Origin of the sequence: Pseudomonas sp. WHRI 8519 (assembly GCF_040224055.2) — a bacterium.
GTDB classification, from domain to species: Bacteria; Pseudomonadota; Gammaproteobacteria; order Pseudomonadales; family Pseudomonadaceae; genus Aquipseudomonas; species Aquipseudomonas putida_X.
Map to the genome: position 1 here is coordinate 2,479,224 of NZ_CP167996.1, position 22,823 is coordinate 2,502,046.

At 63.5% G+C, this 22,823-nt stretch carries 22 protein-coding genes; 10 read left to right on the forward strand and 12 right to left on the reverse strand.

What is annotated here, in order from left to right; all coding sequences use genetic code 11:
- Window positions 1-73 precede the first annotated feature (73 nt).
- Both ABRP30_RS11395 and ABRP30_RS11400 read left to right on the forward strand, forming a co-directional pair.
- Window positions 74-805 carry an SDR family oxidoreductase gene (locus tag ABRP30_RS11395; protein ID WP_241805803.1) on the forward strand — a complete coding sequence of 244 codons (732 nt, stop codon included), beginning with the start codon at window positions 74-76 and terminating at the stop codon, window positions 803-805.
- Between the two features lie 27 nt (window positions 806-832).
- Window positions 833-1,426, forward strand: a complete 594-nt coding sequence (locus ABRP30_RS11400) for a 2-hydroxychromene-2-carboxylate isomerase (protein ID WP_349974250.1) — start codon at window positions 833-835, stop codon at window positions 1,424-1,426.
- 57 nt (window positions 1,427-1,483) lie between these two features.
- On the opposite strand, the gene ABRP30_RS11405 is transcribed toward ABRP30_RS11400, so the two are convergent.
- The 4 genes from ABRP30_RS11405 to ABRP30_RS11420 form a co-directional block, all read right to left on the reverse strand.
- Entirely contained in the window at window positions 1,484-2,029 is a 546-nt protein-coding gene (locus ABRP30_RS11405) for a cupin domain-containing protein (RefSeq protein ID WP_012314247.1), read from the reverse strand.
- Window positions 2,030-2,103: 74 nt separating this feature from the next.
- Window positions 2,104-3,306: an MFS transporter gene (locus ABRP30_RS11410; RefSeq protein WP_349974249.1), complete on the reverse strand. Its 1,203-nt coding sequence runs from the start codon at window positions 3,304-3,306 to the stop codon at window positions 2,104-2,106.
- An 87-nt stretch (window positions 3,307-3,393) separates the two neighbouring features.
- Window positions 3,394-3,927 carry a cytochrome b gene (locus tag ABRP30_RS11415; protein ID WP_349974248.1) on the reverse strand — a complete coding sequence of 178 codons (534 nt, stop codon included), beginning with the start codon at window positions 3,925-3,927 and terminating at the stop codon, window positions 3,394-3,396.
- Window positions 3,924-4,970: a catalase family peroxidase gene (locus ABRP30_RS11420; RefSeq protein ID WP_241805799.1), complete on the reverse strand. Its 1,047-nt coding sequence runs from the start codon at window positions 4,968-4,970 to the stop codon at window positions 3,924-3,926. The genes ABRP30_RS11415 and ABRP30_RS11420 overlap by 4 nt, the downstream gene beginning before the upstream one ends.
- Before the next feature lie 129 nt (window positions 4,971-5,099).
- On the opposite strand from ABRP30_RS11420, the gene ABRP30_RS11425 reads away from it, so the two are divergent.
- Together ABRP30_RS11425 and ABRP30_RS11430 are read left to right on the forward strand one after the other, a co-directional pair.
- Window positions 5,100-5,621 carry a sigma-70 family RNA polymerase sigma factor gene (locus tag ABRP30_RS11425; RefSeq protein WP_241805798.1) on the forward strand — a complete coding sequence of 174 codons (522 nt, stop codon included), beginning with the start codon at window positions 5,100-5,102 and terminating at the stop codon, window positions 5,619-5,621.
- Window positions 5,618-6,367: an anti-sigma factor gene (locus ABRP30_RS11430; RefSeq protein ID WP_267823371.1), complete on the forward strand. Its 750-nt coding sequence runs from the start codon at window positions 5,618-5,620 to the stop codon at window positions 6,365-6,367. Before ABRP30_RS11425 ends, ABRP30_RS11430 begins: the two co-directional genes overlap by 4 nt.
- A gap of 334 nt (window positions 6,368-6,701) precedes the next feature.
- Here the strand turns inward: ABRP30_RS11430 and xthA are convergent, their stop codons facing one another.
- Entirely contained in the window at window positions 6,702-7,514 is an 813-nt protein-coding gene (xthA, locus tag ABRP30_RS11435; RefSeq protein ID WP_349974247.1) for an exodeoxyribonuclease III, read from the reverse strand.
- 163 nt (window positions 7,515-7,677) lie between these two features.
- Between xthA and ABRP30_RS11440 the strand changes: the two genes are divergently transcribed.
- From ABRP30_RS11440 to ABRP30_RS11450, 3 genes are read left to right on the forward strand one after another with little or no spacing between them, the layout of a single operon-like run.
- Complete coding sequence (locus ABRP30_RS11440) at window positions 7,678-8,328, forward strand: GNAT family N-acetyltransferase (protein WP_349974246.1); 651 nt, start codon at window positions 7,678-7,680, stop codon at window positions 8,326-8,328.
- Window positions 8,329-8,379: 51 nt separating this feature from the next.
- The gene (locus ABRP30_RS11445; RefSeq protein ID WP_241805927.1) at window positions 8,380-10,122 is read left to right on the forward strand and encodes an autotransporter assembly complex family protein; all 1,743 of its coding nucleotides are present in this window, start codon (window positions 8,380-8,382) and stop codon (window positions 10,120-10,122) included.
- A complete protein-coding gene (locus ABRP30_RS11450) occupies window positions 10,119-13,793 on the forward strand; it encodes a translocation/assembly module TamB domain-containing protein (protein ID WP_349974245.1) in 3,675 nt (1,224 codons plus the stop codon). The genes ABRP30_RS11445 and ABRP30_RS11450 overlap by 4 nt, the downstream gene beginning before the upstream one ends.
- Window positions 13,794-13,802: 9 nt before the next feature.
- Here the strand turns inward: ABRP30_RS11450 and ABRP30_RS11455 are convergent, their stop codons facing one another.
- The 4 genes from ABRP30_RS11455 to ABRP30_RS11470 all read right to left on the reverse strand — a co-directional run bounded on the left by ABRP30_RS11455 (window position 13,803) and on the right by ABRP30_RS11470 (window position 16,266).
- On the reverse strand, window positions 13,803-14,360 hold the full coding sequence (locus ABRP30_RS11455; protein WP_241805793.1) for a DUF2589 domain-containing protein: 558 nt from the start codon (window positions 14,358-14,360) through the stop codon (window positions 13,803-13,805).
- Between the two features lie 72 nt (window positions 14,361-14,432).
- The gene (locus ABRP30_RS11460; protein ID WP_349974244.1) at window positions 14,433-15,089 is read right to left on the reverse strand and encodes a DUF2589 domain-containing protein; all 657 of its coding nucleotides are present in this window, start codon (window positions 15,087-15,089) and stop codon (window positions 14,433-14,435) included.
- A 63-nt stretch (window positions 15,090-15,152) separates the two neighbouring features.
- Window positions 15,153-15,533 (reverse strand): Mor transcription activator family protein, encoded by a 381-nt coding sequence (locus ABRP30_RS11465; RefSeq protein ID WP_241805791.1) that lies wholly within the window; start codon window positions 15,531-15,533, stop codon window positions 15,153-15,155.
- A 232-nt stretch (window positions 15,534-15,765) separates the two neighbouring features.
- Window positions 15,766-16,266 (reverse strand): hypothetical protein, encoded by a 501-nt coding sequence (locus tag ABRP30_RS11470; protein WP_349974243.1) that lies wholly within the window; start codon window positions 16,264-16,266, stop codon window positions 15,766-15,768.
- Between the two features lie 150 nt (window positions 16,267-16,416).
- Between ABRP30_RS11470 and ABRP30_RS11475 the strand changes: the two genes are divergently transcribed.
- The gene (locus ABRP30_RS11475) at window positions 16,417-16,605 is read left to right on the forward strand and encodes a hypothetical protein (RefSeq protein WP_016394938.1); all 189 of its coding nucleotides are present in this window, start codon (window positions 16,417-16,419) and stop codon (window positions 16,603-16,605) included.
- 36 nt (window positions 16,606-16,641) lie between these two features.
- Here ABRP30_RS11475 and ABRP30_RS11480 read toward each other — a convergent pair whose 3' ends face one another.
- On the reverse strand, window positions 16,642-17,016 hold the full coding sequence (locus tag ABRP30_RS11480; protein WP_349974242.1) for a fe2+ zn2+ uptake regulation protein: 375 nt from the start codon (window positions 17,014-17,016) through the stop codon (window positions 16,642-16,644).
- Between the two features lie 220 nt (window positions 17,017-17,236).
- Between ABRP30_RS11480 and ABRP30_RS11485 the strand changes: the two genes are divergently transcribed.
- The gene (locus ABRP30_RS11485) at window positions 17,237-19,528 is read left to right on the forward strand and encodes an acylase (protein ID WP_349974600.1); all 2,292 of its coding nucleotides are present in this window, start codon (window positions 17,237-17,239) and stop codon (window positions 19,526-19,528) included.
- 114 nt (window positions 19,529-19,642) lie between these two features.
- Here the strand turns inward: ABRP30_RS11485 and ABRP30_RS11490 are convergent, their stop codons facing one another.
- A complete protein-coding gene (locus ABRP30_RS11490; RefSeq protein ID WP_241805788.1) occupies window positions 19,643-20,365 on the reverse strand; it encodes a UDP-2,3-diacylglucosamine diphosphatase in 723 nt (240 codons plus the stop codon).
- Window positions 20,362-20,862, reverse strand: a complete 501-nt coding sequence (locus ABRP30_RS11495) for a peptidylprolyl isomerase (RefSeq protein ID WP_349974241.1) — start codon at window positions 20,860-20,862, stop codon at window positions 20,362-20,364. The genes ABRP30_RS11490 and ABRP30_RS11495 overlap by 4 nt, the downstream gene beginning before the upstream one ends.
- A gap of 248 nt (window positions 20,863-21,110) precedes the next feature.
- Here ABRP30_RS11495 and ABRP30_RS11500 point away from each other — a divergent pair, with 248 nt between their 5' ends.
- Window positions 21,111-22,814 (forward strand): glutamine--tRNA ligase/YqeY domain fusion protein, encoded by a 1,704-nt coding sequence (locus ABRP30_RS11500; RefSeq protein ID WP_349974240.1) that lies wholly within the window; start codon window positions 21,111-21,113, stop codon window positions 22,812-22,814.
- The last annotated feature ends 9 nt before the right edge of the window (window positions 22,815-22,823 follow it).

Below are 22,823 nucleotides of genomic sequence, written 5' to 3' on the forward strand. Positions count from 1 at the left end.
CGCGGCTTGACGATGGCGGTGATCATAACATAGCGTTCGTTTACTAAACGATCGTTCACCAATGGGGGCACGCATGACAGAACAACGAAAAGTGGTGCTGGTGGTCGGTGCGGGGGATGCCACTGGGGGCGAAATCGCCAAGCGGTTTGCCCGTGAGGGGTATTTCGCCTGCGTCACTCGGCGCCAGGCCGACAAGCTGCAACCGCTGGTGGACGAGATCCGCGCTGCAGGCGGGCAGGCACAGGGTTTCGCCTCCGATGCACGCAAGGAAGACGAGGTCGCTGAGCTTGTCGAGACCATCGAGCGCGACATTGGCCCGATCGAAGCCTTTGTTTTCAATATCGGCGCCAATGTGCCCTGCAGCATCCTTGACGAAACACCGCGCAAATACTTCAAGATCTGGGAAATGGCCTGCTTCGCAGGCTTTCTGACCGCCCAGGCGGTGGCCAGGCGCATGGTCGTGCGTGAGCGCGGCACGATCCTGTTCACCGGTGCCACCGCTGGCACCCGTGGCGCAGCCGGGTTTGCTGCCTTTGCCGGTGCCAAGCATGGCCTGCGGGCCTTGGCGCAAAGCATGGCGCGTGAGTTAGGGCCGCGCAATATCCACGTTGCCCATGTGGTAGTGGATGGCGGCATCGACACCGCGTTCATCCGCGACAGTTTCCCCGACCTTTACGCCCTCAAGGATCAGGACGGTGTTCTGGATCCGGCGCACATCGCCGACAACTACTGGTTCCTGCACGCGCAGCCCCGCGACGCCTGGACCTTCGAACTCGACCTGCGCCCGTGGATGGAGCGCTGGTAAGGCCTACCCTGAAAAGGAGTGCGTTGCATGAGCAAGACCGTGGAGTTTTTCTTCGACCTGGGTAGCCCCGCCAGCTATCTGGCCTGGACCCAGCTACCGGCACTGTGCGCCCGCCATGGCGCAACGTTGCAGTACCGGCCGATGTTGCTGGGCGCTGTGTTCCAGGCCACAGGCAACGCGTCGCCAGCGATGATCCCCGCCAAGGGGCGATACATGTTCACCGACCTGGGGCGGTTCGCCGCGCGCTATGGGGTGCCGTTCGGGCTCCCGCCTGGGTTCCCCATCAACACCTTGGCTTTGATGCGCGGCCTGGTGGGCACGCAGCTGCGCGCCCCGGAACGCTTCGAAACCTTGCTGGCGGCGCTGTTCAACGGGTTATGGGTTCAACGGCGCAACCTGGGGGATGCCGCCGTATTGGAGCAGGTGCTGGCAGATGCGGGGTTTAGCGCCGCTGAATTTCAGGTGCTGATTGGCGACGCAGAGGTGAAGGCGGCATTGAAACAGACGACAGAGGAGGCTGTGGAGCGAGGGGTGTTCGGCGCACCGACCTGTTTTGTCGACGGGCAGATGTACTTTGGCCAGGATCGTCTGGACTTCGTGGCCGATGCACTCAAGCCTTGAGCGCAGCGGGCTGTTCGCGGCGTCACACGCGAACAGCCCGGACCATTGGCCCTTGAGTCAGAAGTTGGCCGGTGTGTTGGCGCTGATGATCTCCGCCTCGTCCTGACCAATGTTCTTGAAGCTGTGCGGCAGGGTGGTGGGGATGTAGTAACCATCGCCAGAGTTGAGAACGCTGACCTGGCCATCGACCCACAATTCCACGGTCCCTCGTGTGACCAGCCCGCATTCCTCGCCTTCGGCATGCACGATCGGTTCACCCGAATCGGCACCTGGCGCATACAACTCACGCAGCATGCGCATCTGCCGTGCCTCGACGCTGGCACCGACCAGCAGCATGCGCAGGCCATTGCGGCCCAGGTCAGGCTGCTCGCTGGCGCGAAACACGAAGCGCTCTTCTCGTACCGGCTCGTCGAAACTGAAGAACTCTGCCAAGGTCATGGGGATGCCTTCGAGCAGTTTCTTCAGGGAACTGACCGACGGGCTGACGCGGTTTTGCTCGATCTGCGAGATGGTCGAGTTGGTCAGCCCGCTGCGGCGGGCCAGTTCGCGTTGGGAAAGGTTGTTGCGTTCACGCACCAGTTTGAGTCGTGTCCCCGTGTCCATAGCCGCCTTGTAATCAGAGGTGTTAAAAATAATTGGCGCATTAAAACACACTCTGCACGCGCGCGCTGTGCTTGTCAGGGCCGCGCGCGCGGCATCGGCCACAGCCCGACCAGCAGCAACAGCACAGCCACGACCAGGAAGGGCAGGCGCGGGTCGAGGGCGTAGATCAGTGTCCCGGCCAGCGGGCCGATCACCGCCCCCATGCCTTGAGCGGCACCGATGGAGCCGGCAGTGGCGCCCTGTTCTGCGGCGTTCATGGCATTGGCGGCGAGTGCCGAGAACGCCGGGAAAACAAAGCCCATGCCGGCGGCGGCGACAAAATAGCACCCCCACAGCCATGGCGCGGTGGTAGCCAGCGAGCCGGCGGCGAAGCCCAGTGCCGAAACGCTGGCGCCGACGCGGATCATCTTCAGCGGTGGCCATTCCACCTGGCGCAGGATGACCTGTGACAGGATCAGTGCCACCCCGACGGTGGTCAGGGCGATGCCGGCGGCCTGGGCGGCCTCCGCCGGCCCCAGTTGCAGGCGGTCAAGGGCGAAGAAGCCGACGATGATCTGCGACACCGTCACGCTGAGCATCGCGCTGAAGGCCACCAGCAGCGGCCGGCGCAGGCGCGGGTCGCTCAGGTGCACCGGACTGGGCGTATGGCGATGTGCGAGCGGTTGCGGCTTGAGTTTGAACAGCAGGACCAGAAACGCGCTGGCAGGCAGCAGCGACATCACATGAAAGGGCAGGCTCAAGCTGTGCCGTGCCAGCAAGGCTGCCAGCGCCGGCCCCAATACCAGGCCTACAGCATTCGCTGCCCCCAGCGATGCCATGGCACGGGCACGCTGCTGTGGCCCGACATGGTCGGCGATCAGCGCATTGCAGCCCACCGGAATGGCCGCGTAGAAGGCGCCGATACAGCCGCGCGCGAGCATCAGGCCGACGAACGCCAAGGTAGCCCCTGGCAGCCAGCGCAAAGCGCCTTCGACGAACAGGCACAGCAGCCAGTACGCCAGCGTGAAGCCAGCACTGCCCAGCAACAGGATGCGGCGGTGGCCCAGTCGATCAGCTGCGCGCCCCCATGGGCGGGCCAGCAGCACCCACACCACACCCGATACGGTCACCGCAGCGCCGGCTTGCCAGGTGGCCATGCCGAGCAGGCGGGCGATGGGCCCGATCAAGGCGACGAAGGCCATCATCGCCATGGTGCAGGCCATGTTGGCCAGCAGCAACGGGCGCGTGTCCAGTGTGCTGGCGGGGGTCAGGGTGGCAGGGTCCTTCGCGACATTCATTGGGCATTCCAGGGCAGTTGGGCAGACGGCGTGCAAATGGATGGGAACATTCATCGGTTGTCGGGGCTGCCCATGCACCACCTGCCGTCAGTCACTGCGGCGCAGCGGCCCTGGCCACATGCTACGCAATACCCCGTCCCGGCGCACCAGCGCATGCATCAGCGCGGCGCCCAGGTGCACCAGCACCGTAGCGAACAGCAGGTAGCCGGCCCAGCCATGCGCCTGGCGCAGTATTGCGTACAGTTGCAGGTCGTGGGGGGCGATCGCGGGCAGTTGCAGTGGGCGAGGGTACCCGCCTGCCGAGAGCATGGCCCAACCCAACAGCGGCATTGCCAGCATCAACGCGTAGAGCAACAGGTGCGATGCGCCTGCAGCGACCCGCTGCAGCGCGGGCAGTTCCTGTGGCAGAGGGGGGTGGGGCAGGCTCAGGCGCAGGCCGATACGCACGATCACCAGAAGCAGCAGGGCCAGGCCCGTGGCCTTGTGCAACTCTACCAGCACGGGGTGGCGCAGCGACAGGTCGCCCACCATGCTCACGCCAATGAACAGCATGGCGATGATCAGAACCGCCATCAGCCAATGCACCAGGCGGGCGAGGGGGTGGAAGGCTTCAGGTTTCATGGGCGGGCTCCTGCGCCGAGGGCTTCGCGGCTGCGGCGGTTGAAGGATTCCGAGTAGGCCGCCGAACGGGCAGCGAGGATCGGGTCATTGGAGGGCTGGATGCCGCTGGGCAGGATCAACGGGTCGAAATTCACGTCACGGCAGGCGCCTTGCTCCGGTGCATCCACCTGTTCAATGACCAGGGTGCCGGCATCGACGCTGCGCCGCTCGGCGGGCCAGGGCTGGGCCGGGTCGTCCTGCGCATCGCCGGGGTTGGCCAATACCAGGCGCAGGGTCCAACGCAACGGGCCTTGGTTCAGGCGTTGCTGCAGGTCATGCTGCAGGAACTGCTTGTCGTCGACCTTGCCGGGCAAGGCCGCAAAAGGCGTTTGCGGCTCCAGCTGCCAACGCACTGGGTGCGCAGCGCCACTGGCATCGATCAGGCGGAAGGCATTGATGCTGTGATACTGGGTGTTGGCAAAACTGTCGCTGGGTTTGTAGCTTGCGGCCCATTGGCGGAAGGCGGCGCTTTCCGGGTGGGCGGCAAAGAAGGCCTGCTGCTTTGCCGGGTCCGGCTTGCCGGTAGCAGGGTCGGGCGCGTTGGCCAGCACCTGGTCGTAAAACCCTTGTGGCGTGCTGATCGCCAGCACGGGCGGATTGTTCATCCCAGTGCGCCAGACTTGACCGTCGTCGGTGCTCAGCTCAATGGCCAGGCTGCGCACCGGGACGCCGGTATCGGGGGCGAAGGGGTTGGCGCCACCGATGGCGAAACGGCCGATGACCGGTACGCGATCCTGGGTGAACGCGCGTGCTGTCGACAGCGCGGCGGCCTGGCCGCTGGGCTGGAAATAGCCGCTCACGCACAGGCCCTTGGCGTGGTTCTTGCGATAGCCGGGATAGTGGCCGGCCTGGGCTTCGAAGGTGTCGATGATGCGTTGCGGGGTCAGCTCTGGCCCGCCGATCCAGCCTGCGGCGTAGGCAAAGCCTGCGCCCAGGGCCAGCATCACGGCGCCAATGCCGGCCAGGCGCAGGGCCTTGTCCGGGCCGTGCAAGGGTGAGTTCATGGTGTTCATCCGGTTCTGTGAAGATGCCGGTACGACGGGGCTGGGAAATATTTATTCCATGGGTGGGAATATATTTTGTGGCGGAGCGTCTGCCCCATACACTGACCACCCCCGAGCCGGTACCTTGCCATGCACGACCTGGACGAACAGCAGTGGCGCGAGTTGCTGCAGCGCCTGCGCCGCTTTGCCTTGTGGCTGAGCCGCGAACCGGGCAGCGCCGACGACCTGGTGCAGGCCACGGTGGAGCGAGCCCTTAGCCGCAGCACCCAGCAACGTGATGCCGATGCGCTGCGTGCCTGGTTGTTCACCATTCTTTACCGGCTGTTTCTTGACGGTAAACGCCGTGAGCGCCTGCACAACCGCTGGTTATCGTGGTTCGGCCGGGCGGAACAGGAAAGCGAAGCACTCGGCGGCAACATCGAAAGCATCGTTCTGGCCCAGGCCGACCTGCAAGCCTTCGCCCGGCTATCGACCGAGCAGCGTGCCTTGCTGCTGTTGGTGAGTGTCGAAGGGCTGAGCTACAAAGAGGCGGCCCAGACACTCGGCATCCCCATCGGCACGGTGATGTCGCGCCTGTCACGTGCCCGTGCCGCCCTGCGTGAACTGACCGAGGGCAACCCCCAGCCCCCGGCTCTGCGGAGACTGAAATGACGCGCCTGATACCCAGCGAAGACGAGTTGCATGCCTACGTTGATGATCGACTCGAGCCGACGCGGCGTGCCGAGGTGCAGGCCTGGCTGGCGGCCAACCCTCAGCAAGCTGCACGTATAGAGGGCTGGCTCAACGACGCTCGGCGCTTGCGCACGGCCCTGGCCGGGTTCGGTGATCAACCCGGGGCGCAGTTGGATCTCGGCCAGTTGCAACGGCGTGTGCGTCAACGGCGCCAGCGGCGCCTGGCGTCGGCTGCAGTGCTGCTGCTGGCCCTGGGCGTGGGCGGGGTGGGTGGTTGGCAGGCGCGGCAGGTCACGTTGGCAGGGAGCGCGTTGCCCATGGCCGATGCGGTCCAGGCGCATCGTTTGTTCGCCGGCAGTGAGGCGCTGGATATCCAGGCCAGTGACCCCACGCAGTTGCGCGACTGGCTGGGCAGGCATTTCAGCAGGGTGGGGCAATTGCCTGACTTGACCGGTTACGGGTTCCAGCCTGTGGGGGCACGATTGTTGAGTAATGAGCAAGGGCCTGCGGCGTTGCTGGTGTTCCAGGACCGCCAAGGGCAGCGCATCAGCCTGTTCCTGCGCTCACCTGGCGAGCGTTTCGAACGCATGCCGCAAGGGCAGCGTGTCGATGGCCAACTGGAGGCGAGGTACTGGTCGCATGGGGCCTACAACTTTGCCTTGGTCAGTGCGGCGGATGATGTGCGCGGGGCCGGGGTGGGGGAGGCCTTGCGTTCGGGCCTTTAGGGTTGGGTAAGCCCGGTCACGGGCCATTGAGCAACGTGTGCGCTGGAGTAACAGCCTTACCCAATTTCTGGAAGTTGACGCAACTTCTGTGAGAGCGGTTGGCCCGGAAACTCGTTGGTCTTGCCGGTTAGTCGGTCGCTGGCAGGGCGGGCCTCATCGCCGGCAAGCCGGCTCCCACAAAAAGAATCGCGTCAACTTTTAGCAATTGGGTACGACAGTCCCCCCCTGTGAGAGGAATCGAAAAGCTGGCGCGATCCTTGTGGGAGCCGGCTTGCCGGCGATCACCGGCGAAGCCGGTGCCATTCACCACAGTGCCCGCATCGCGCCAAGCCGGTCAGCTCAACTCCAGCCAGATCGGCGCATGGTCGGAGGGTTTTTCCATCGCGCGCAGCTCATAGTCCACACCCGCTGCCTTGATCCGCGGCACCAGGTGCTGCGAAGCCATGATCAGGTCGATGCGCAGCCCACGCTTGGGTTCGTCCTCGAAGCCGCGGCTACGGTAGTCGAACCAACTGAAGCGGTCCGTTACCTCAGGATGCAGGTGGCGGAAACTGTCCACCAGCCCCCAGCCCTTGAGGCGCTCCATCCACTCGCGCTCCTCGGGGAGGAAGCTGCACTTGCCTGTTTTCAACCAGCGCTTGGCGTTGTCAGGGCCGATACCGATGTCGCAGTCTTGGGGCGAGATGTTCATGTCGCCCATCACCAGCACGGGCTGGTCGTGCTGGAACTGCCCCTCCAGCAACGCCTGCAGGTCGCTGTAGAAACGCTGCTTGGCCGGGAATTTGGTGGGGTGGTCGCGGCTTTCGCCCTGCGGGAAGTAACCATTCATGATGGTGATCGGGGTGCCATTGGCATCAGCGAACGTACCCCAGATGAAACGGCGCTGCGCGTCTTCTTCGTCCGTGGCGAAGCCTTTGAACAGGCTCAGCGGCGGCTGGCGCGAAAGCAGGGCGACGCCGTAGTGGCCTTTTTGCCCGTGGTAGTGCACGTGATAGCCCAAGGCCTGAACGTCGGCCAAGGGGAACTGATCGTCGCTGACCTTGGTTTCCTGCAGGCCGATCACGTCCGGCTGGTGCTTTTCGATCAGGGCCGCCAGCTGGTGCGGGCGGGCCCGCAGGCCGTTGATGTTGAAACAGACGATCTTCATGGAAAGACAATCCCGGTAAAAAGGTCGGATGCTAGCCGACATCGCCCCTGATCACCAGCGTGGCGGCTTCGCCGAGGCGCTGCTAACGTGCACTCACGGGGGAACGATGCGCCGCCGGGCTCCTCCAAGGCACTGTATGCCCACTCCAGGAGGTCTGCCCGCAATGCCCGAAGCCACCGCCGCCCAGGCTCGCGTCTGCACACTCGATGACGGCTACAGCCGTGAGGCCCGCTCACTGCTGTACAACGCTTATCTGAACGACCCCACCTTCGCCTACATCTTCGAGGCCCAGCGCCCTGGCTACGAACGACGGTTGCGCGTGATGGTGCGCGAGTGGGTTCGTCAGCATTTCTACCTGCAGTTGCCGGCCATTGGCCTGTTGCTGGATGACCGCCTGATCGCATTGGCACTGATCGTACCGCCGCAGCGCCGCCTGGGCGTGGCCGACAGCTGGGCCTGGCGTCTGCGCATGCTGCTGGGCACCGGGCAACGCTGCACGCGACGTTACATGGAGTACCAGGCGGCGCTGGTCGGCTGCCTGCCAACACCGCAGGTTCACATGTTGCCGCTTCTGGGGGTGCATCCAGCGTTTCGCGGTCAGCACTACGGCGAACAATTGTTACAAGCCGTACACGACTGGTGTGCAGAAGACCCCAACACTCAAGGCGTGGTGCTGGATTCGGGTAACGAGCATTACCTCCCGTTCTATGAGCGCCAGGGGTATCAGGAGATTGGTGAGGTGGCTGTAGGGCCAATCCGTGAACGGGTGTTTTTTCATCCCTGTCCGTTACCTTCAGTTTCCCCGACTGCTTGAAAGCTCGCCAGGCGGCTCCCTTGAGCGCCTGGCTCTGGTAGCATGCGCCGCATGACGTATTCAGGAAGACTGACTTGGGGCCTGGTTTTCTGGGTTGCCAGTTTCACAGCATGGGGGCAGAGCGAATTGCTGGTGCAGGTAAAGCCTGCCAACAAGGCGCTCAAAGCCAATGTCGAAGGCTATGTAGGTACCCTTGGGGACCGCGATGAAGAGGCGCTGTTGCGCTTCAGTCGCGGGGCTCAGGAGCAGGCGCGAAAAGCGGCGCAAGCGCTGGGTTACTACCAGGCTCAGATCGACAGCGAGGTCAGGCCTTCTGCCAGGGCCGACGAACCTGCGAAGCTGATCCTTCATATCGAACCGGGCGAGCCTGTGCGCCTGCGCAACGTGACCGTGCGCATCGAGGGGCCTGCCAGCGAGATGAAGGCGTTTCGCGTACCTGACAGCAAAGCCCTGCGCGCTGGTGAGCAACTCAACCATGGGCTTTACGAGGATGCCAAGCGGCTGATCCAGAACCAGGCCTCACGCTACGGTTTCTTCAGCGGGCATTTCACCCGTCAGCGCCTGGCCGTCGACCCGCAGGCCGGGGTGGCCGATATCGAACTGGTGTATCAGAGCGGCCCACGCTATCGCTTGGGGGCGGTCAGGTTCAGTGGCGATACCCCGCTGGACGAAGACCTGCTGCAGCGGATGGTGTCGTTCAAACCGGGCACGCCCTACGACTCCGAGTTGATCGCGGAACTGAACAATGACCTGCAGTCCAGCGGTTATTTCGAAGGTGTAAGGGTCGATGCCGCGCCCACTGCAGCAGTGGCCGAGCAAATTCCTGTGGACGTACGCCTCGATACCCGCAAACCGCGGACCATGGGCCTTGGTCTGGGCTTCTCGACGGATGTCGGGCCTCGCGGCAAAGCCAATTGGACGCGCCACTGGGTCAACGCCCAAGGCCATAGCTACGGCTGGGAGACAGAGCTTTCTGCCCCCCGGCAAAACGTCGGGCTGTGGTACGACGTACCCCTTGACCCACCCCTGACCGACAAGTTGCGTTTCGCTGGCGGCTATCAGAATGAAGAGATCGCCGGCACAGACACACTCAGCAAGCTGCTGACCGTGGGGCCCGAATGGCACAGCAAGCTGCCCAGTGGCTGGCAGCGCGTGATCTCGCTCAAGTACCAGCGCGAAGAGTATCGCCTTGGCGACGATTCAGGCCTGAGCAACCTGCTTATGCCGGGCGTAAGTTTCTCTTACTTGCGCAGCGACAACCGCATTGACCCGCACAACGGCTACCGCCTGCAATTCGATACCCAGGTGGCCAAGGAAGGGCTGGTGTCCGACACCAACCTGTTGCATGGCAACGTACTGCTCAAGGGCCTGACCACGCTCGGGCACAACCACCGCTTGCTCGGCAGGTTGCAGTTCGGAGGCAGCGCCACCAACGGTTACAAAAACAACATCCCGCCCTCGCTGCGTTTCTTCGCCGGTGGCGACCAGAGCGTGCGTGGCTACGACTATCAGACGCTGTCGCCTAAGAACAGCGACGGCGACCGTATCGGTGGCCGTTATCTGGTCGCAGGCAGCGTCGAATACCAGTATTCGCTGACCGAGAAGTGGCGTGTGGCGACGTTCGTCGACCAGGGCAATTCGTTCAACACGCTGGAGCTGCCGAGCCTCAAGACCGGGGTCGGTTTCGGCGTGCGCTGGGTTTCGCCGGTCGGGCCATTGCGCCTCGACCTGGCCAAGGCCCTCGATGACGACGGTGGTATCCGCCTGCATTTCTCCATGGGGCCAGAGCTGTGATGCGTGTGTTCAAATTCATTCTGCTGGGCCTGCTCGGCAGCGTGTTGCTGGTTGTTCTGGCGCTGGGGGCATTACTGGCCACCGAAGGTGGCAGCCGTTGGGTACTCGGGCGCGTGCCAGGTTTGCAGGTCAGTGATTTTCAAGGGCACCTTGCGGGCCGCTGGCAGGCGAGCCAGTTGACCTGGGTTGACGGCGGCAGCCGCGTCGACGTGCAAGCTCCGCTGCTGAACTGGACGCCTGGCTGTTTGTTACGGGCAACGCTGTGCATCGATCAACTGCATGCCCAGCGGATCGACATGGCATTCGCGCCGAGCGATCAACCTGCTGACAGCGGGCCGCTGCAGTTACCGGTTTTGCGGCTGCCGGTGGCCATCGAGCTGGGTGACATCAAGGTTGGCCAGGTGCGCCTCGATGGCAGCGACCTGCTCGGCGATCTGCACCTGGCGGCGCACTGGACTGCCACAGGGCTGAAGATCGACAGCCTGCAACTGCAGCGCGACGACCTGCACGTGAATGTGCAGGGCGATCTGCAGCCCGAGGGGGACTGGCCGGTGCAACTGCAGGGGCAGGTGCAACTGCCAGCCGTGCAAGGGCAGGCCTGGCAACTTGCACTTACCGCCAAGGGCGAGTTGCAGAAAACCCTCGAACTGGATGCGACCAGCAGCGGCTATCTCAACGCGCGTCTGACCGGTGAGTTGCAGGCACTGGCCGAGCACTTGCCAGCCAGGTTGCAACTGCGCTCCGATGCCTTCAAACCCGCGCAGACGCTACCGGATACGCTGCAGCTCAACCAGCTCAAGCTCGACGCCGAGGGCGATCTGCTCAAGGGGTATCAGGTGTCTGGTAGCGCCAGCCTGCCGGCCGAACAGGCACCGGTCGCCTTGCTGCTCAACGGCAAGGTAGATGCCAAAGGGGCGGACATCCAGGCGTTGGACCTTGTTGCAAGCGACGCCCAGCACCTGAAGCTGCAGGCCAGCGCCGACTGGCAGCAAGGCCTGGCGGCCAATGCCCAGCTCGATTGGCAGGATTTCCCTTGGCTGCGTTTGTACCCATTGGACACGCCGCCAGAGGTCACGCTCAAGCGCTTGACCGCGCAGGTGCAATACCGCGATGGCAGTTACCAGGGGACGTTCAATGGCGACCTCGACGGCCCGGCTGGGGCCTTTACCCTGGCCAGCCCCTTCGAGGGTGACCTTGGCCAGGTGCGCCTGCCGCAGTTGGCCCTGACGGCCGGGCAAGGCAAGGCTGCCGGCAGTGTCGCGGTGCGCTTTGCCGATACCTTGGCCTGGGACGTTGACCTGCAGCTGTCGGCACTCGACCCTGCCTACTGGCTCGCCGAACTGCCCGGCACCTTGGCTGGCCCGTTGCGCAGCAAAGGTGAAATGAAGGGTGAGCAGCTCAACCTCGATGCCCAGCTTGACCTGAAGGGGCGCCTGCGCGGCCAGCCGGCAATGCTCAAGGTACAGGCCGAAGGCGCCGGCCAGCGCTGGACCCTCGGTACGCTGGCCGTGCAGTTGGGCGACAACCGCATCAACGGCAGTGGCAGCCTGCAACAGCGCCTGGCCGGGCGTGTCGACCTCGACCTGCCCCGGCTCGGGCAGCTGTGGCCCGGGCTGCAAGGCCAGGTAAAAGGGCGGCTGGATGCCAGCGGCACGCTCAGCGCTCCCCAAGGTACCCTGACCCTGCAAGGGCAGCAGTTGGCGCAGGAGCAGAACCGGATCCAGCGTCTTGACCTCAACGCACGCCTGGACAACGCCCAGCGTGGGCTGGTCGACCTCAAGGCCAGTGGCATCCGCCTGGGCGATACGGTGCTGGGCACCTTGCAGGCCAACGGCAAGGGCGATATCCGCCAGCAAGCCCTGACCCTGGGGCTCGATGGCCCGCTGCTGAAGCTTGACCTGGGGCTCGACGGCCAGTTGAGCAAGGGCGACTGGCGTGGGCGGCTGGCCAGCGGCAGAGTCCAGGCCGGTGGCCAGGACTGGCAATTGCAGGCGCCGGCTCGCCTGCAGCGCCTGGCCAGCGGCCAACTGGACTTCGGCGCCCACTGCTGGCGCTCCGGTCAGGCCAGCCTGTGTGGCGAGGACCAACGCCTGGCACCGGAGCCGCGCCTGCGTTATCACCTCAAACAGTTCCCGCTGGACAGCCTGGCTCAATGGTTGCCGAAGGATTTCGCCTGGCAGGGGCTGCTCAACGCTGACGTCAATCTGGACATCCCGGCCAGCGGCCCCAAGGGGACCGTGCGCGTCGATGCCAGCGGCGGCACGCTGCGGGTGCGGGACAATGGGCGCTGGATCGACTTCCCTTACCAGGCGCTGCGCCTGGACAGCACCCTGGCGCCTCGGCGCATCGATACGCAGCTGAATTTCCGTGGCGAGCGCCTTGGCGAGTTGCGCCTCAACGCCCGTCTCGACCCGCTGGGCAAGGACAAGCCCTTGTCGGGTGACTTCCGCCTCGCCGGCCTGGACCTGTCGGTTGCCCGGCCTTTCGTACCGATGGTCGAGCGGCTGGCAGGCCAATTGAATGGCAGTGGCCAGTTGTCCGGCACCTTGCTGGCGCCCAAAGTCAACGGCAACCTGATGCTCAGTGGTGGCGAGGTCAGTGGTGCTGAGTTGCCCGTCAGTTTGCAGGACCTGTCGCTGCAAGCCTTGATCGCTGGCGAGCAGGTTCAGCTGAACGGTGGCTGGCGCAGTGGCGAGGCGGGCCGTGGCCGGCTGAGCGGCGACCTGACCTGGGGCCAGGCCCTGGGCATGAACCTGCGCCTGCAGGGCCAGCAGTTGCCGGTGACCGTAGAACCCTATGCAACGCTTGAAGTCGCGCCTGACCTGAACCTGCGCCTGATCGACGACAAACTGGCGGTGTCCGGCAAGGTGCAGGTGCCCAAGGGCAAGATCACGGTGCGCGAGCTGCCGCCATCGACCGTGAAGGTATCCGACGACACGGTCATCGTCGGCCACCAGACCGAGGAAGGCAAAACGCCGATGGCGATGGCCATGGACATAGATGTCGAAGTGGGGCAGGACAAACTGTCGTTCAGCGGGTTTGGGCTTACCGCCAACTTGCTCGGCCATGTACACATCGGCGATAACATGGACACCCGTGGTGAGTTGAGCCTGGCTGACGGACGTTACCGCGCCTATGGTCAGCGCCTGACCATCCGCCGAGCGCGCTTGCTGTTCGCCGGGCCCATCGACCAGCCCTACCTGGACATCGAGGCCATCCGCCAAGTTGATGACGTGATCGCCGGTATCCGCCTGAGCGGGAGTGCCGAGCAGCCTACCACCCAAGTGTTTTCGGAACCGGCGATGAGCCAGGAACAGGCCCTGTCCTACCTGGTGCTGGGCCGCCCGCTGGGCACTTCGGGCGAGGACAACAACATGTTGGCCGAGGCGGCCCTGGGCCTGGGCCTGGCGGGCAGCGCAGGGGTTACCGGCAGCATCGCGTCCAGCCTGGGGATTGACGACTTCCAGCTGGACACCGAGGGCTCGGGCAATACCACCAGTGTGGTGGCCAGCGGCAACCTGACCGAGAAGCTGAGCCTGCGATATGGGGTAGGGGTGTTCGAGCCGGCCAATACCATTGCGTTGCGCTACAAACTGAGCAAGAGGGTTTACCTTGAGGCGGCGAGCGGCCTGGCCAGTTCGCTGGATATTTTCTATAAGCGCGACTTCTGAAGGGCGCCATCAACGCACGGTGGCGGCCTCGATGAACTCGTTGGTATCAGGGCCGGGCGCAGCGGGTGGCTTGCGGGTAGGGTTGATCAGTTTGGTGTATTCCTCGATCAGGCGGTTCAGCGCTTCGGGGGGGTCGCTGGCCTGAAACTGCATGCGGATCTGCACCTCGTCCGGGTCTCGCGTTTCGCCCTGGCGGCCCTGGGCGCCGATCGTGACCTTGAATGCCGCTGCGCCGCCGGCCTCAGCGTTGGCCTGCATCGCACGCAGCGCCTCCGTGCCGTTGACGCGCACCGAGAGGTCGACTTGCATGCGCTCCAAGGCCAGCCCCTTGGGTGATACCAGGGCGAACAACGGCACGCGTATCACATGCTGGTCGTCCATGGCGACCTCGACCATCTTGGCCTTCATAGGTGCCCCGAGGGCCTGGGGGTCGATGTCGAAGAAGTGGTCGAACAGATTGATGTACTGCTGGGCAATCAGGCTATTGGTGGCCGCTGCGGCCTCCTGCAGGCCACGGGTGATATCCCGCAGGTCGATCGCGGTCATGGGGGCAGGGTGATTGTCCACTCACTTGTCTCCTTGGTACACGGGAGCCCCGCTGTGCTCAGCGAGGCGGACATTTTGAGACAGGGCTAAGCGTCAGGGCGTGCTGGGACTTGGGGAGGGGGTGTTCGCTGTATCGCCCTTCAGTACGTCGGCATCGGAAATCGTATCGGTGCTCACCAGGGTCGAGTTAGGTACCACCGTTGGTTTGGTGGCGGCATCGGTGAGAAAATCGATGACTCTCATCACGGCCTCTGGCGGGTCCTGGCGGCGTAAGGTGGTATTGAACGCGTAGCGGGCGCGGGTATCGGTCTTGCGGGTCTGCGTGGACTTGTGGCTGATGCTGCCCTTCATGTCCAGCTTGAAAGGTCCCCAGCCGAGTGACCCAGCCACTTCGCCACTTTTGCTCGACTCACTGAAATCCTCAGCCGCTTGGCTGATGGTCAGTTCGAAGTCGACCGTTCCTTCTTCAATGACAATGTTGGGGTGGGTGATGGCCGCCAGCAGCGGCACCTTCATGGACTTGTTGACGACACCTTTGTATTCGCCCTGTTCGTTGACGATGGTCTCGTCATAGTCGAACTGGATGGCGACCGCTTTGCCATCCTGTACGCAGACCTGCATGAGGAAGTCCGCATAGGACTTGCTCGCAGTGACCTGCGCCTGAACCATGGCTTGTAGTGGCCCGGCGATCATCCGGTCCATGGGCAAGGCATTGATGACCGATCCGATTAGGCTGTTGTCGATGGACATAGCTCGATTCTCTTTTTAATGGGTGCTGCAAAGACGGCCGTCAGTGCGGCCGGGTGGGTGTCGTCAGCGCGTGCAAGGCTCCTGGCGACGGATATTGCCGATCTGGCGCAGGCTCAGGCCGTACTTGTCGGCCAAGAGGCTGCGTGACAGGCCCTCGGCGCTTTCTTTCTGGATTTGCAGGTTGCGCAATTGCCGCAGGAAGTGGTCTGGCTTGGGAATTTCCAGCGCCACACCGGCAAAGCGCTTGATCAGGGCGTCGAGGGCCTCACCCGGGAGTATCTCGGCGAGCTTGGTTCGCTCGCGGTGCTTGGGGATGTACTTGGGTCTGCCGCCAAAGGCACAGGTGAGCTGGTAGGCGTTTTCGATGCCGATACACTCGATCAGGGACTGCAGCGAATGCGGTAGCTGGCTGATGTCTATGGCTGTGAGATCTTGCAATTCCATATGTGGCTCCCTCGCGGTTGATGGGGCGCGATGCTTGGATATGCCGCAATGACGTGTCGGCGATTAGCATCGGCGCTCTGTCGCTGGCATGAGCGGATTGTCAGTGAGTGACGAATACTGTCGCTAGGCGCCAAGTGGTCCAGCTGTTGTAGCCTCAAGGTGCAGGATTTGAAGGCAACGATTTCGCGGGTTGTAGGACATCGCTCTGGCGTTGCCCTACAGGCGTTGATACTCAGGGGGGCGCTTTTCCGTGAGGCAACTGGGTGCCAGTACCCTCAACGCAGGGGTAAACATGCATCAAGCTCACGTTGGCGAGGTAGGCGTGGGGCCGACTGGCCATGGTTTGAGGCAGGCTGCGCCAATCCACCACGAGGCAGAGTGCACTGAGCGATTGTTTGTCGTGCCGGCCCAGTACCTTATCGGGGAAGGACCTGCGGTAGAGCGCCAGGGTCTGGCCTACGGCTTCGACCTGCCCGGCGTTGGCCAAGGTTTCGTAGGCGAGCTTGGGCAGCTGCGGCTGCTCGAGGGTGAAATGGGCGTGGCCAGGCTCGGCGATCAGGTGTCCGGCCGCCCTCGTTCGCTGCCATAACTGCTGCCATTGACTGCTGCCGGCGTGGGCCGCCAGGTCGCGGCCCAGTTCGAGCAATCGTTCAGGCGGTATCTGGCGGACATCCAGCGCGTGGGTGGGCAGAGCGGGGAGTAACAACAGAATGAGCAGGGCGGGCTTGAGCATGGAGCCTCCAACAGGGGGGTGGGGAGGCCAATGCTTTCAGGCTTGAGGGGCCGCGCTAAGCAGGAAATGCAGCGCCAAAAGCCACGGGCGTTGTATCATGGCGCCGGCTCGTTGCGAGCCATTTGCCCCCGATGTTGCAAGGAACTATCGATGACACACGTGCAGCGCCTCAAATATTCGATTCTGATCATCCTGGTGGTGCTGGGCCTCATGCTGGGCCTTTCGCACCTGCAGAAACAGGGCACCATCAGTGAACAGACCTTCCAGATGCTGGCCATCGCCATTGCAGTCGTGGTGGTCGTGATCAACGGGATTCTGCGGCGCAAGGTCAAGCCCTGACCCTTGCCGGCCGGCCAGCGATGGCCGGCCTTGCGCTCAGCGCGAAGAGGGCTGCTCGAGCACGGCGCGCGCTTGCGGGTTGAGGCTGTAGCACTTGTCGTTGCCCAAGTGGATCACGCCCTCTGCGCACAGTCGCTTGAGCACCTCCCGCACACTGAGAAACGACAGCGGAATATCCAGTTGTTCCAGGTGCGCGTGCACCCCGCGCACGCCAATGCTGCGCCCGGCGCGGCCGGCACTGTGCAGGGCATCGATCACTTTGAGACGGATCAGGCTGGTACGCAGCCCATAGGTGCGCAGCAACTCGCGGATCTGTTCGTTGCCGACACGCTCTTCCCCGCAGGCGTCCTGTCCATTGGCCGCCTCGGCCGGGGTTCGCCCGAGCTGAAGTGAAGGTTGCGGGTTGTACATGTGAATGCTCCTTTTCGTGGACTGTCCCGAAATATGGGTGCCTCACTTACTAGGACGAATGAGCGCGGAGAAACTGCAGCTTTTGCGCAAAAAAAATCGCTGCCTGTGTCATGAAGACGAATCTGATGCGCCTGCTGCGTAAAATTTTCATCTGGGTGTTCGTCTGATTGGGAATGATCCCAGAAGCCCAGGAGTGCCCGTGCTCTCAATTTCAAGACCTATGACCTGCGTTGGCCTTGCGGCCGCGTTGGTTGCCTCAAGCCTCGCCGCGCAGGCGCAAGCGGCCAGTAGCGATGCCACTGCGCAAATCCGGCGCACCAGTTTCGGCGTGCCGCATATCGTGGCCAAGGATGAGCGCGGTCTGGGTTACGGCATCGGTTATGCCTATGGCCAAGACAATCTGTGCCTGCTGGCGAATGAAGTGCTGACGGTCAACGGTGAACGCTCGCGCTTTTTTGGCGCGCAGGGCAAAACCCTCGAGCAGCGCGATAACCTGGCCAGCGACCTGTTCTTCACCTGGCTCAATACGCCGACCGCGGTCAACAGCTTCCTCCAGTCCCAACCCTCTGAGGTGCGCGATTTGTTGGAAGGCTATGCCAGTGGTTTCAACCGCGCCCTGGCCGAGCGCCGTAGCCAAGGGCTGCCGGCAGAATGCGGGGATGGCCAGTGGTTGCGGCCGATCACCAGCCTGGACCTGATCAAGCTGACCCGCCGTCTGCTGGCGGAGGGCGGGTTGGGGCAATTCGCCGAGGCGTTGGCGGGGGCTCAACCGCCACAGCTGACCAGCCAGCAGGCAGCGCATACGTTCGGCGAGGCACTGGCCCAGCAACAGCGTTTCGCTTCGGAACGGGGCAGCAATGCCGTTGCCGTGGGCGCAGAGCGTTCGGCCAACGGCCGCGGCCTGTTGCTGGCCAACCCGCATTTCCCCTGGATGGGCGGGATGCGCTTCTACCAGATGCAGCTGTCCATCCCAGGCCAGCTGGACGTGATGGGGGCCGCACTGCCTGGTTTGCCAGTAGTGAACATTGGTTTCAACCGTCATCTGGCCTGGACTCATACGGTCGATACTTCCAAGCACTTCACGCTCTATAAACTGCAACTGGACCCGCAAGACCCGACGCGCTACCTGTTCGATGGCAAGTCCTTGCCCTTGACCCAGCAGGCTGTGAGTGTCACGGTCAAGGCCGAAGATGGCACGCTGAGCCAGGTGGAGCGCCAGGTCTACAGCTCGAAATTCGGGCCCGTGGTGCAGTGGCCAGGCCGCCTGGACTGGGACAGCAAAACGGCCTACAGCCTGCGTGACGCCAATCTGGACAATACCCGTGTGCTGCAGCAGTGGTATCACATCAACCGTGCCGATAGCCTGGCGGCACTGCAGGGCTCGATCGAGCAGTTGCAAGGCATACCCTGGGTCAACACCTTGGCTGTCGATTCGGGCGGTAAGGCGCTCTACCTTAACCAGTCAGTAGTGCCCTACGTGGACCAGCAGTTGCTCAGCCAGTGCAGCAACCCGGCGGCGCAAGGCCCGCTGGTAGTGCTCGATGGCTCACGCAGCGCCTGCCAGTGGAAGGTCGATGCCCAGGCGGCGCAGCCGGGCATCTTCCCGCCACGTCTGTTGCCCAGCCTTGCGCGCAACGATTTCGTGCAGAGCTCCAACGACCCGGCGTGGATGACCAACCCCGCCCAGCCGTTGACCGGGTACTCACCGCTGATCAGCCGCAGCGACCAGCCATTGGGTATGCGCGGGCGCTTCGCGCTCGAGCGCCTGCAAGGCAAGGCCAAGCTGGGTGTGGATGACCTGCAGCGTATGGTGATGGATGACGAGGTCTACCTGGCCAGCCTGGTGCTCCCAGACTTGCTGCAATGGTGCAAAGGCGCTGAGGCCGATTTGCAGGCGTTATGTTCGAGCCTGACAAGCTGGGATGGCAAGGCTGACCTTGACAGTGGGATTGGCCTGGTGCATTTCCAGAACATCGTCGAAAACATGGCCAGGCATCCGCAAAGCTGGCGGGTGGCGTTTGATCCGGCAGACCCGCAACACACGCCGCGCGGCTTGGCAGTGGAGCAGGCCGCGGTGCGCAAGTTGCTGCGCGAAGCGGCGCTGGCCTCCCTGCAGCAGGTCGCCAAAGCCGGGGTTGCTGAAGGCAGCCGTTGGGGGCAGATCCAGCAGGCGGCCGATGGCACGCCGGTACCGGGCGGCGCGCAGGCGATGGGGGTGTACAACGCGATCTACAGCATCCCGCATGGGCCGGGCAAGCGCTTGGTGGTCAGTGGCACCAGTTACCTGCAACTGGTCAGTTTCACCGAGGATGGGCCGCAGGCGCGGGGGCTGTTGGCCTTCTCGCAATCCAGCGAAGCCGCTTCGGCACATTCGAGCGACCAGACCAAGGCCTTCTCGGCCAAGCAGTTGGCGCCCATTCCGTTCACCGAGGCGCAAATCAAGGCTGACCCTGAGTATCGGCAGTATGTGATCAGCGAAGGTGACAAGGCGGCGGTGGCGAGCCGGCCTTGAGTTGCAAACGAGTGCCGGCCTGATCGCCGGCAAGCCGGCATCTACAGGTTCGCCACAGCGTATTTGTAGCGCCGGCTTGCCGGCGATCAGGCCGGTATGGCCAAGCCATCCGTTTCAGGAAAACTCGAACGGTTCCAACTGAAAGCCCTGCGCATCGACCTGCAGGGTCCAGCCGCGACGGTCCCAATCGCCCAGCACGATGCGCCGGGCCGGCTCCCCGTTCACCACCAGCTTGTGGATCGCCGGCCGGTGAGTGTGGCCATGTACCAGCGTTTTTACACCGTGCGCCGCCATCACCGCTGGCACTTCTTCGGCTGTGACATCGACAATGTCGGTGGCTTTCATGCGCGTCTGGGCACGGCTTTCGCTACGCAGCTTGCGCGCCAGCTTCTGCCGGGTGGCAAGCGGCAAGTGCCGTAGAACCCACAGGCTCAACGGGTTGCGCAGATAGCGGCGCATTTTCATGTAGCCGATGTCGCGGGTGCACAGGGTGTCGCCATGCATCAGCAAAACCTGCTCGCCACCAAGGCTGATCACGCTGGGGTCGGCCAGCAAGGTGCAGCCGGCCGCTTGGCAGAAGCCCTCGCCAATCAAAAAGTCGCGGTTGCCGTGCATCAGGTAGACGGCCGTGCCGCTGTCGCTCAGCCGGCGCAGGGCCTGGCAGATCGACTGCTGAAAGGGCGTCATGGCATCGTCGCCGATCCAGGCTTCGAAGAAGTCGCCGAGGATGTACAGCGCATCGGCGTGGCGTGCGCGGCCGTCGAGCAGATCAAGAAACGCCCGGGTGATGTCCGGGCGTTCTTCTTGCAGATGCAGATCAGAGATCAGCAGTATCACTCAACGATCTCGGCTTTCTCGATGATCACGTCGTCTTTAGGTACGTCCTGGTGGCCAGCGTTGGAACCGGTGGCGACCTTTTCGATGGCGTCGACGATTTCACGGCCTTCGGTCACTTCGCCGAACACCGCGTAGCCCCAGCCCTGGGTGTTCTTGCCGCTGTGGTTGAGGAAGTCGTTGTCGGAGGCGTTGATGAAGAACTGGGCCGAGGCCGAGTGCGGGTCCATGGTGCGGGCCATGGCGATGCTGTACTTGGTGTTCTTGAGGCCGTTGTCAGCTTCGTTCTGGATGCTGGCGCGGGTCTTCTTCTGGCTCAGGCCTGGCGCGAAGCCGCCGCCCTGGATCATGAAACCCTTGATCACACGGTGGAACACGGTGCCGTCGTAGTGACCGTCCTTGACGTACTGAACGAAGTTTTCCGTGGTGAGCGGCGCCTTTTCGGCGTCCAGTTGCAGGACGATAACGCCGTGGTTGGTGGTCAGTTTGACTTTGGACATGCTGGAATTCGCTCTTTCAAGGCATTCGGGAATTAGGGTGCGCAGTGCGCCTGTAGTCACCTGACGCAGGATCGGGCGACCGCGACACATGGCGCGCACTGGCCATTTTGCCAGGCCGCGACAAAAAGCTGCGATAAATCACGGCAGTTTGTCCGAGCCTGGCTGTCAGCAGCTTGACTGCTTCGGCTATGATAGGCCCTTTGATTCAATCGGCCTACCCAGGCCGGACACGTGCATTCAAGGATCCTATGAGCAAGCCCACTGCCGACAACGCGCCCAACGCCGCTGCCAAAGGCGCCCCCGCCGTCCCTGCGAACTTCCTGCGGCCGATCATCCAGGCCGACCTGGACTCGGGCAAGCACAGCAGCATCGTCACTCGTTTTCCGCCGGAGCCCAATGGCTACCTGCACATTGGCCATGCCAAGTCGATCTGCGTCAACTTCGGCCTGGCCAAGGAGTTCGGCGGCGTCTGTCACCTGCGCTTCGACGACACCAACCCGGCCAAGGAAGACCAGGAGTACATCGATGCCATCCAGCGCGACGTCAAATGGCTGGGCTTCGACTGGGCCGGCGAGGTGCGTTATGCCTCGAACTACTTCGACCAACTGCACGATTGGGCCGTTGAACTGATCAAGCGTGGCAAGGCCTATGTCTGCGACCTGACCCCTGATCAGGCCAAGGCCTACCGTGGCAGCCTGACCGAGCCTGGCCAGAACAGCCCGTTCCGTGAGCGCAGCGTCGAAGAGAACCTCGACCTGTTCGCCCGCATGAAGGCTGGCGAGTTCAAGGATGGCGAGCGCGTGCTGCGGGCCAAGATCGACATGGCCTCGCCGAACATGAACCTGCGCGACCCGATCCTGTACCGCATCCGTCATGCCCACCACCACCAGACCGGTGACAAGTGGTGCATCTACCCCAACTACGACTTCACCCATGGTCAGTCCGATGCCATCGAAGGCATCACCCACTCGATCTGCACCCTGGAGTTCGAAGGCCATCGGCCGCTGTACGACTGGTTCCTCGACAACCTGCCGGTACCGGCGCACCCGCGTCAGTACGAGTTCAGCCGCCTGAACCTGAACTACACCATCACCTCCAAGCGCAAGCTCAAGCAGCTGGTCGACGAGAAACATGTCAGCGGCTGGGACGACCCGCGCATGTCCACCCTGTCGGGCTTCCGCCGTCGCGGTTACACCCCGGCCTCGATCCGCAACTTCTGCGAGATGGTCGGTACCAACCGCTCCGACGGCGTCGTCGACATGTCGATGCTCGAGTTCAGCATCCGTGACGACCTCGACCGCACCGCGCCACGCGCCATGTGCGTGCTGCGCCCGCTCAAAGTGGTCATCACCAACTACCCTGAAGGCCAGGTCGAGCAGCTCGAACTGCCGCGCCACCCCAAGGAAGACATGGGCGTGCGCGTGCTGCCCTTCGCTCGCGAGCTGTACATCGACCGCGACGATTTCATGGAAGAGCCGCCAAAGGGTTACAAGCGCCTGGAGCCGGCCGGTGAAGTGCGCCTGCGTGGCAGCTACGTGATCCGCGCCGACGAAGCGGTCAAGGACGCCGATGGCAACATCGTCGAGCTGCGCTGCTCCTACGACCCGGAGACCCTGGGCAAGAACCCCGAGGGCCGCAAGGTCAAGGGCGTGATCCATTGGGTGCCGGCAGACGCCAGTGTCGAATGCGAAGTGCGCCTGTACGACCGCCTGTTCCGCTCGCCGAACCCAGAGAAGGCCGAGGAGGGCGCCAGCTTCCTCGACAACATCAACCCGGGCTCGCTGCAAGTGCTGACCGGCTGCCGTGCCGAGCCGTCGCTGGGCCAGGCGCAGCCTGAAGACCGCTTCCAGTTCGAGCGCGAAGGCTACTTCTGCGCCGACCTCAAGGACAGCCAGCCGGGCCGCCCGGTGTTCAACCGCACCGTCACCCTGCGTGACTCCTGGGGCAGCTAAGGAACCGCC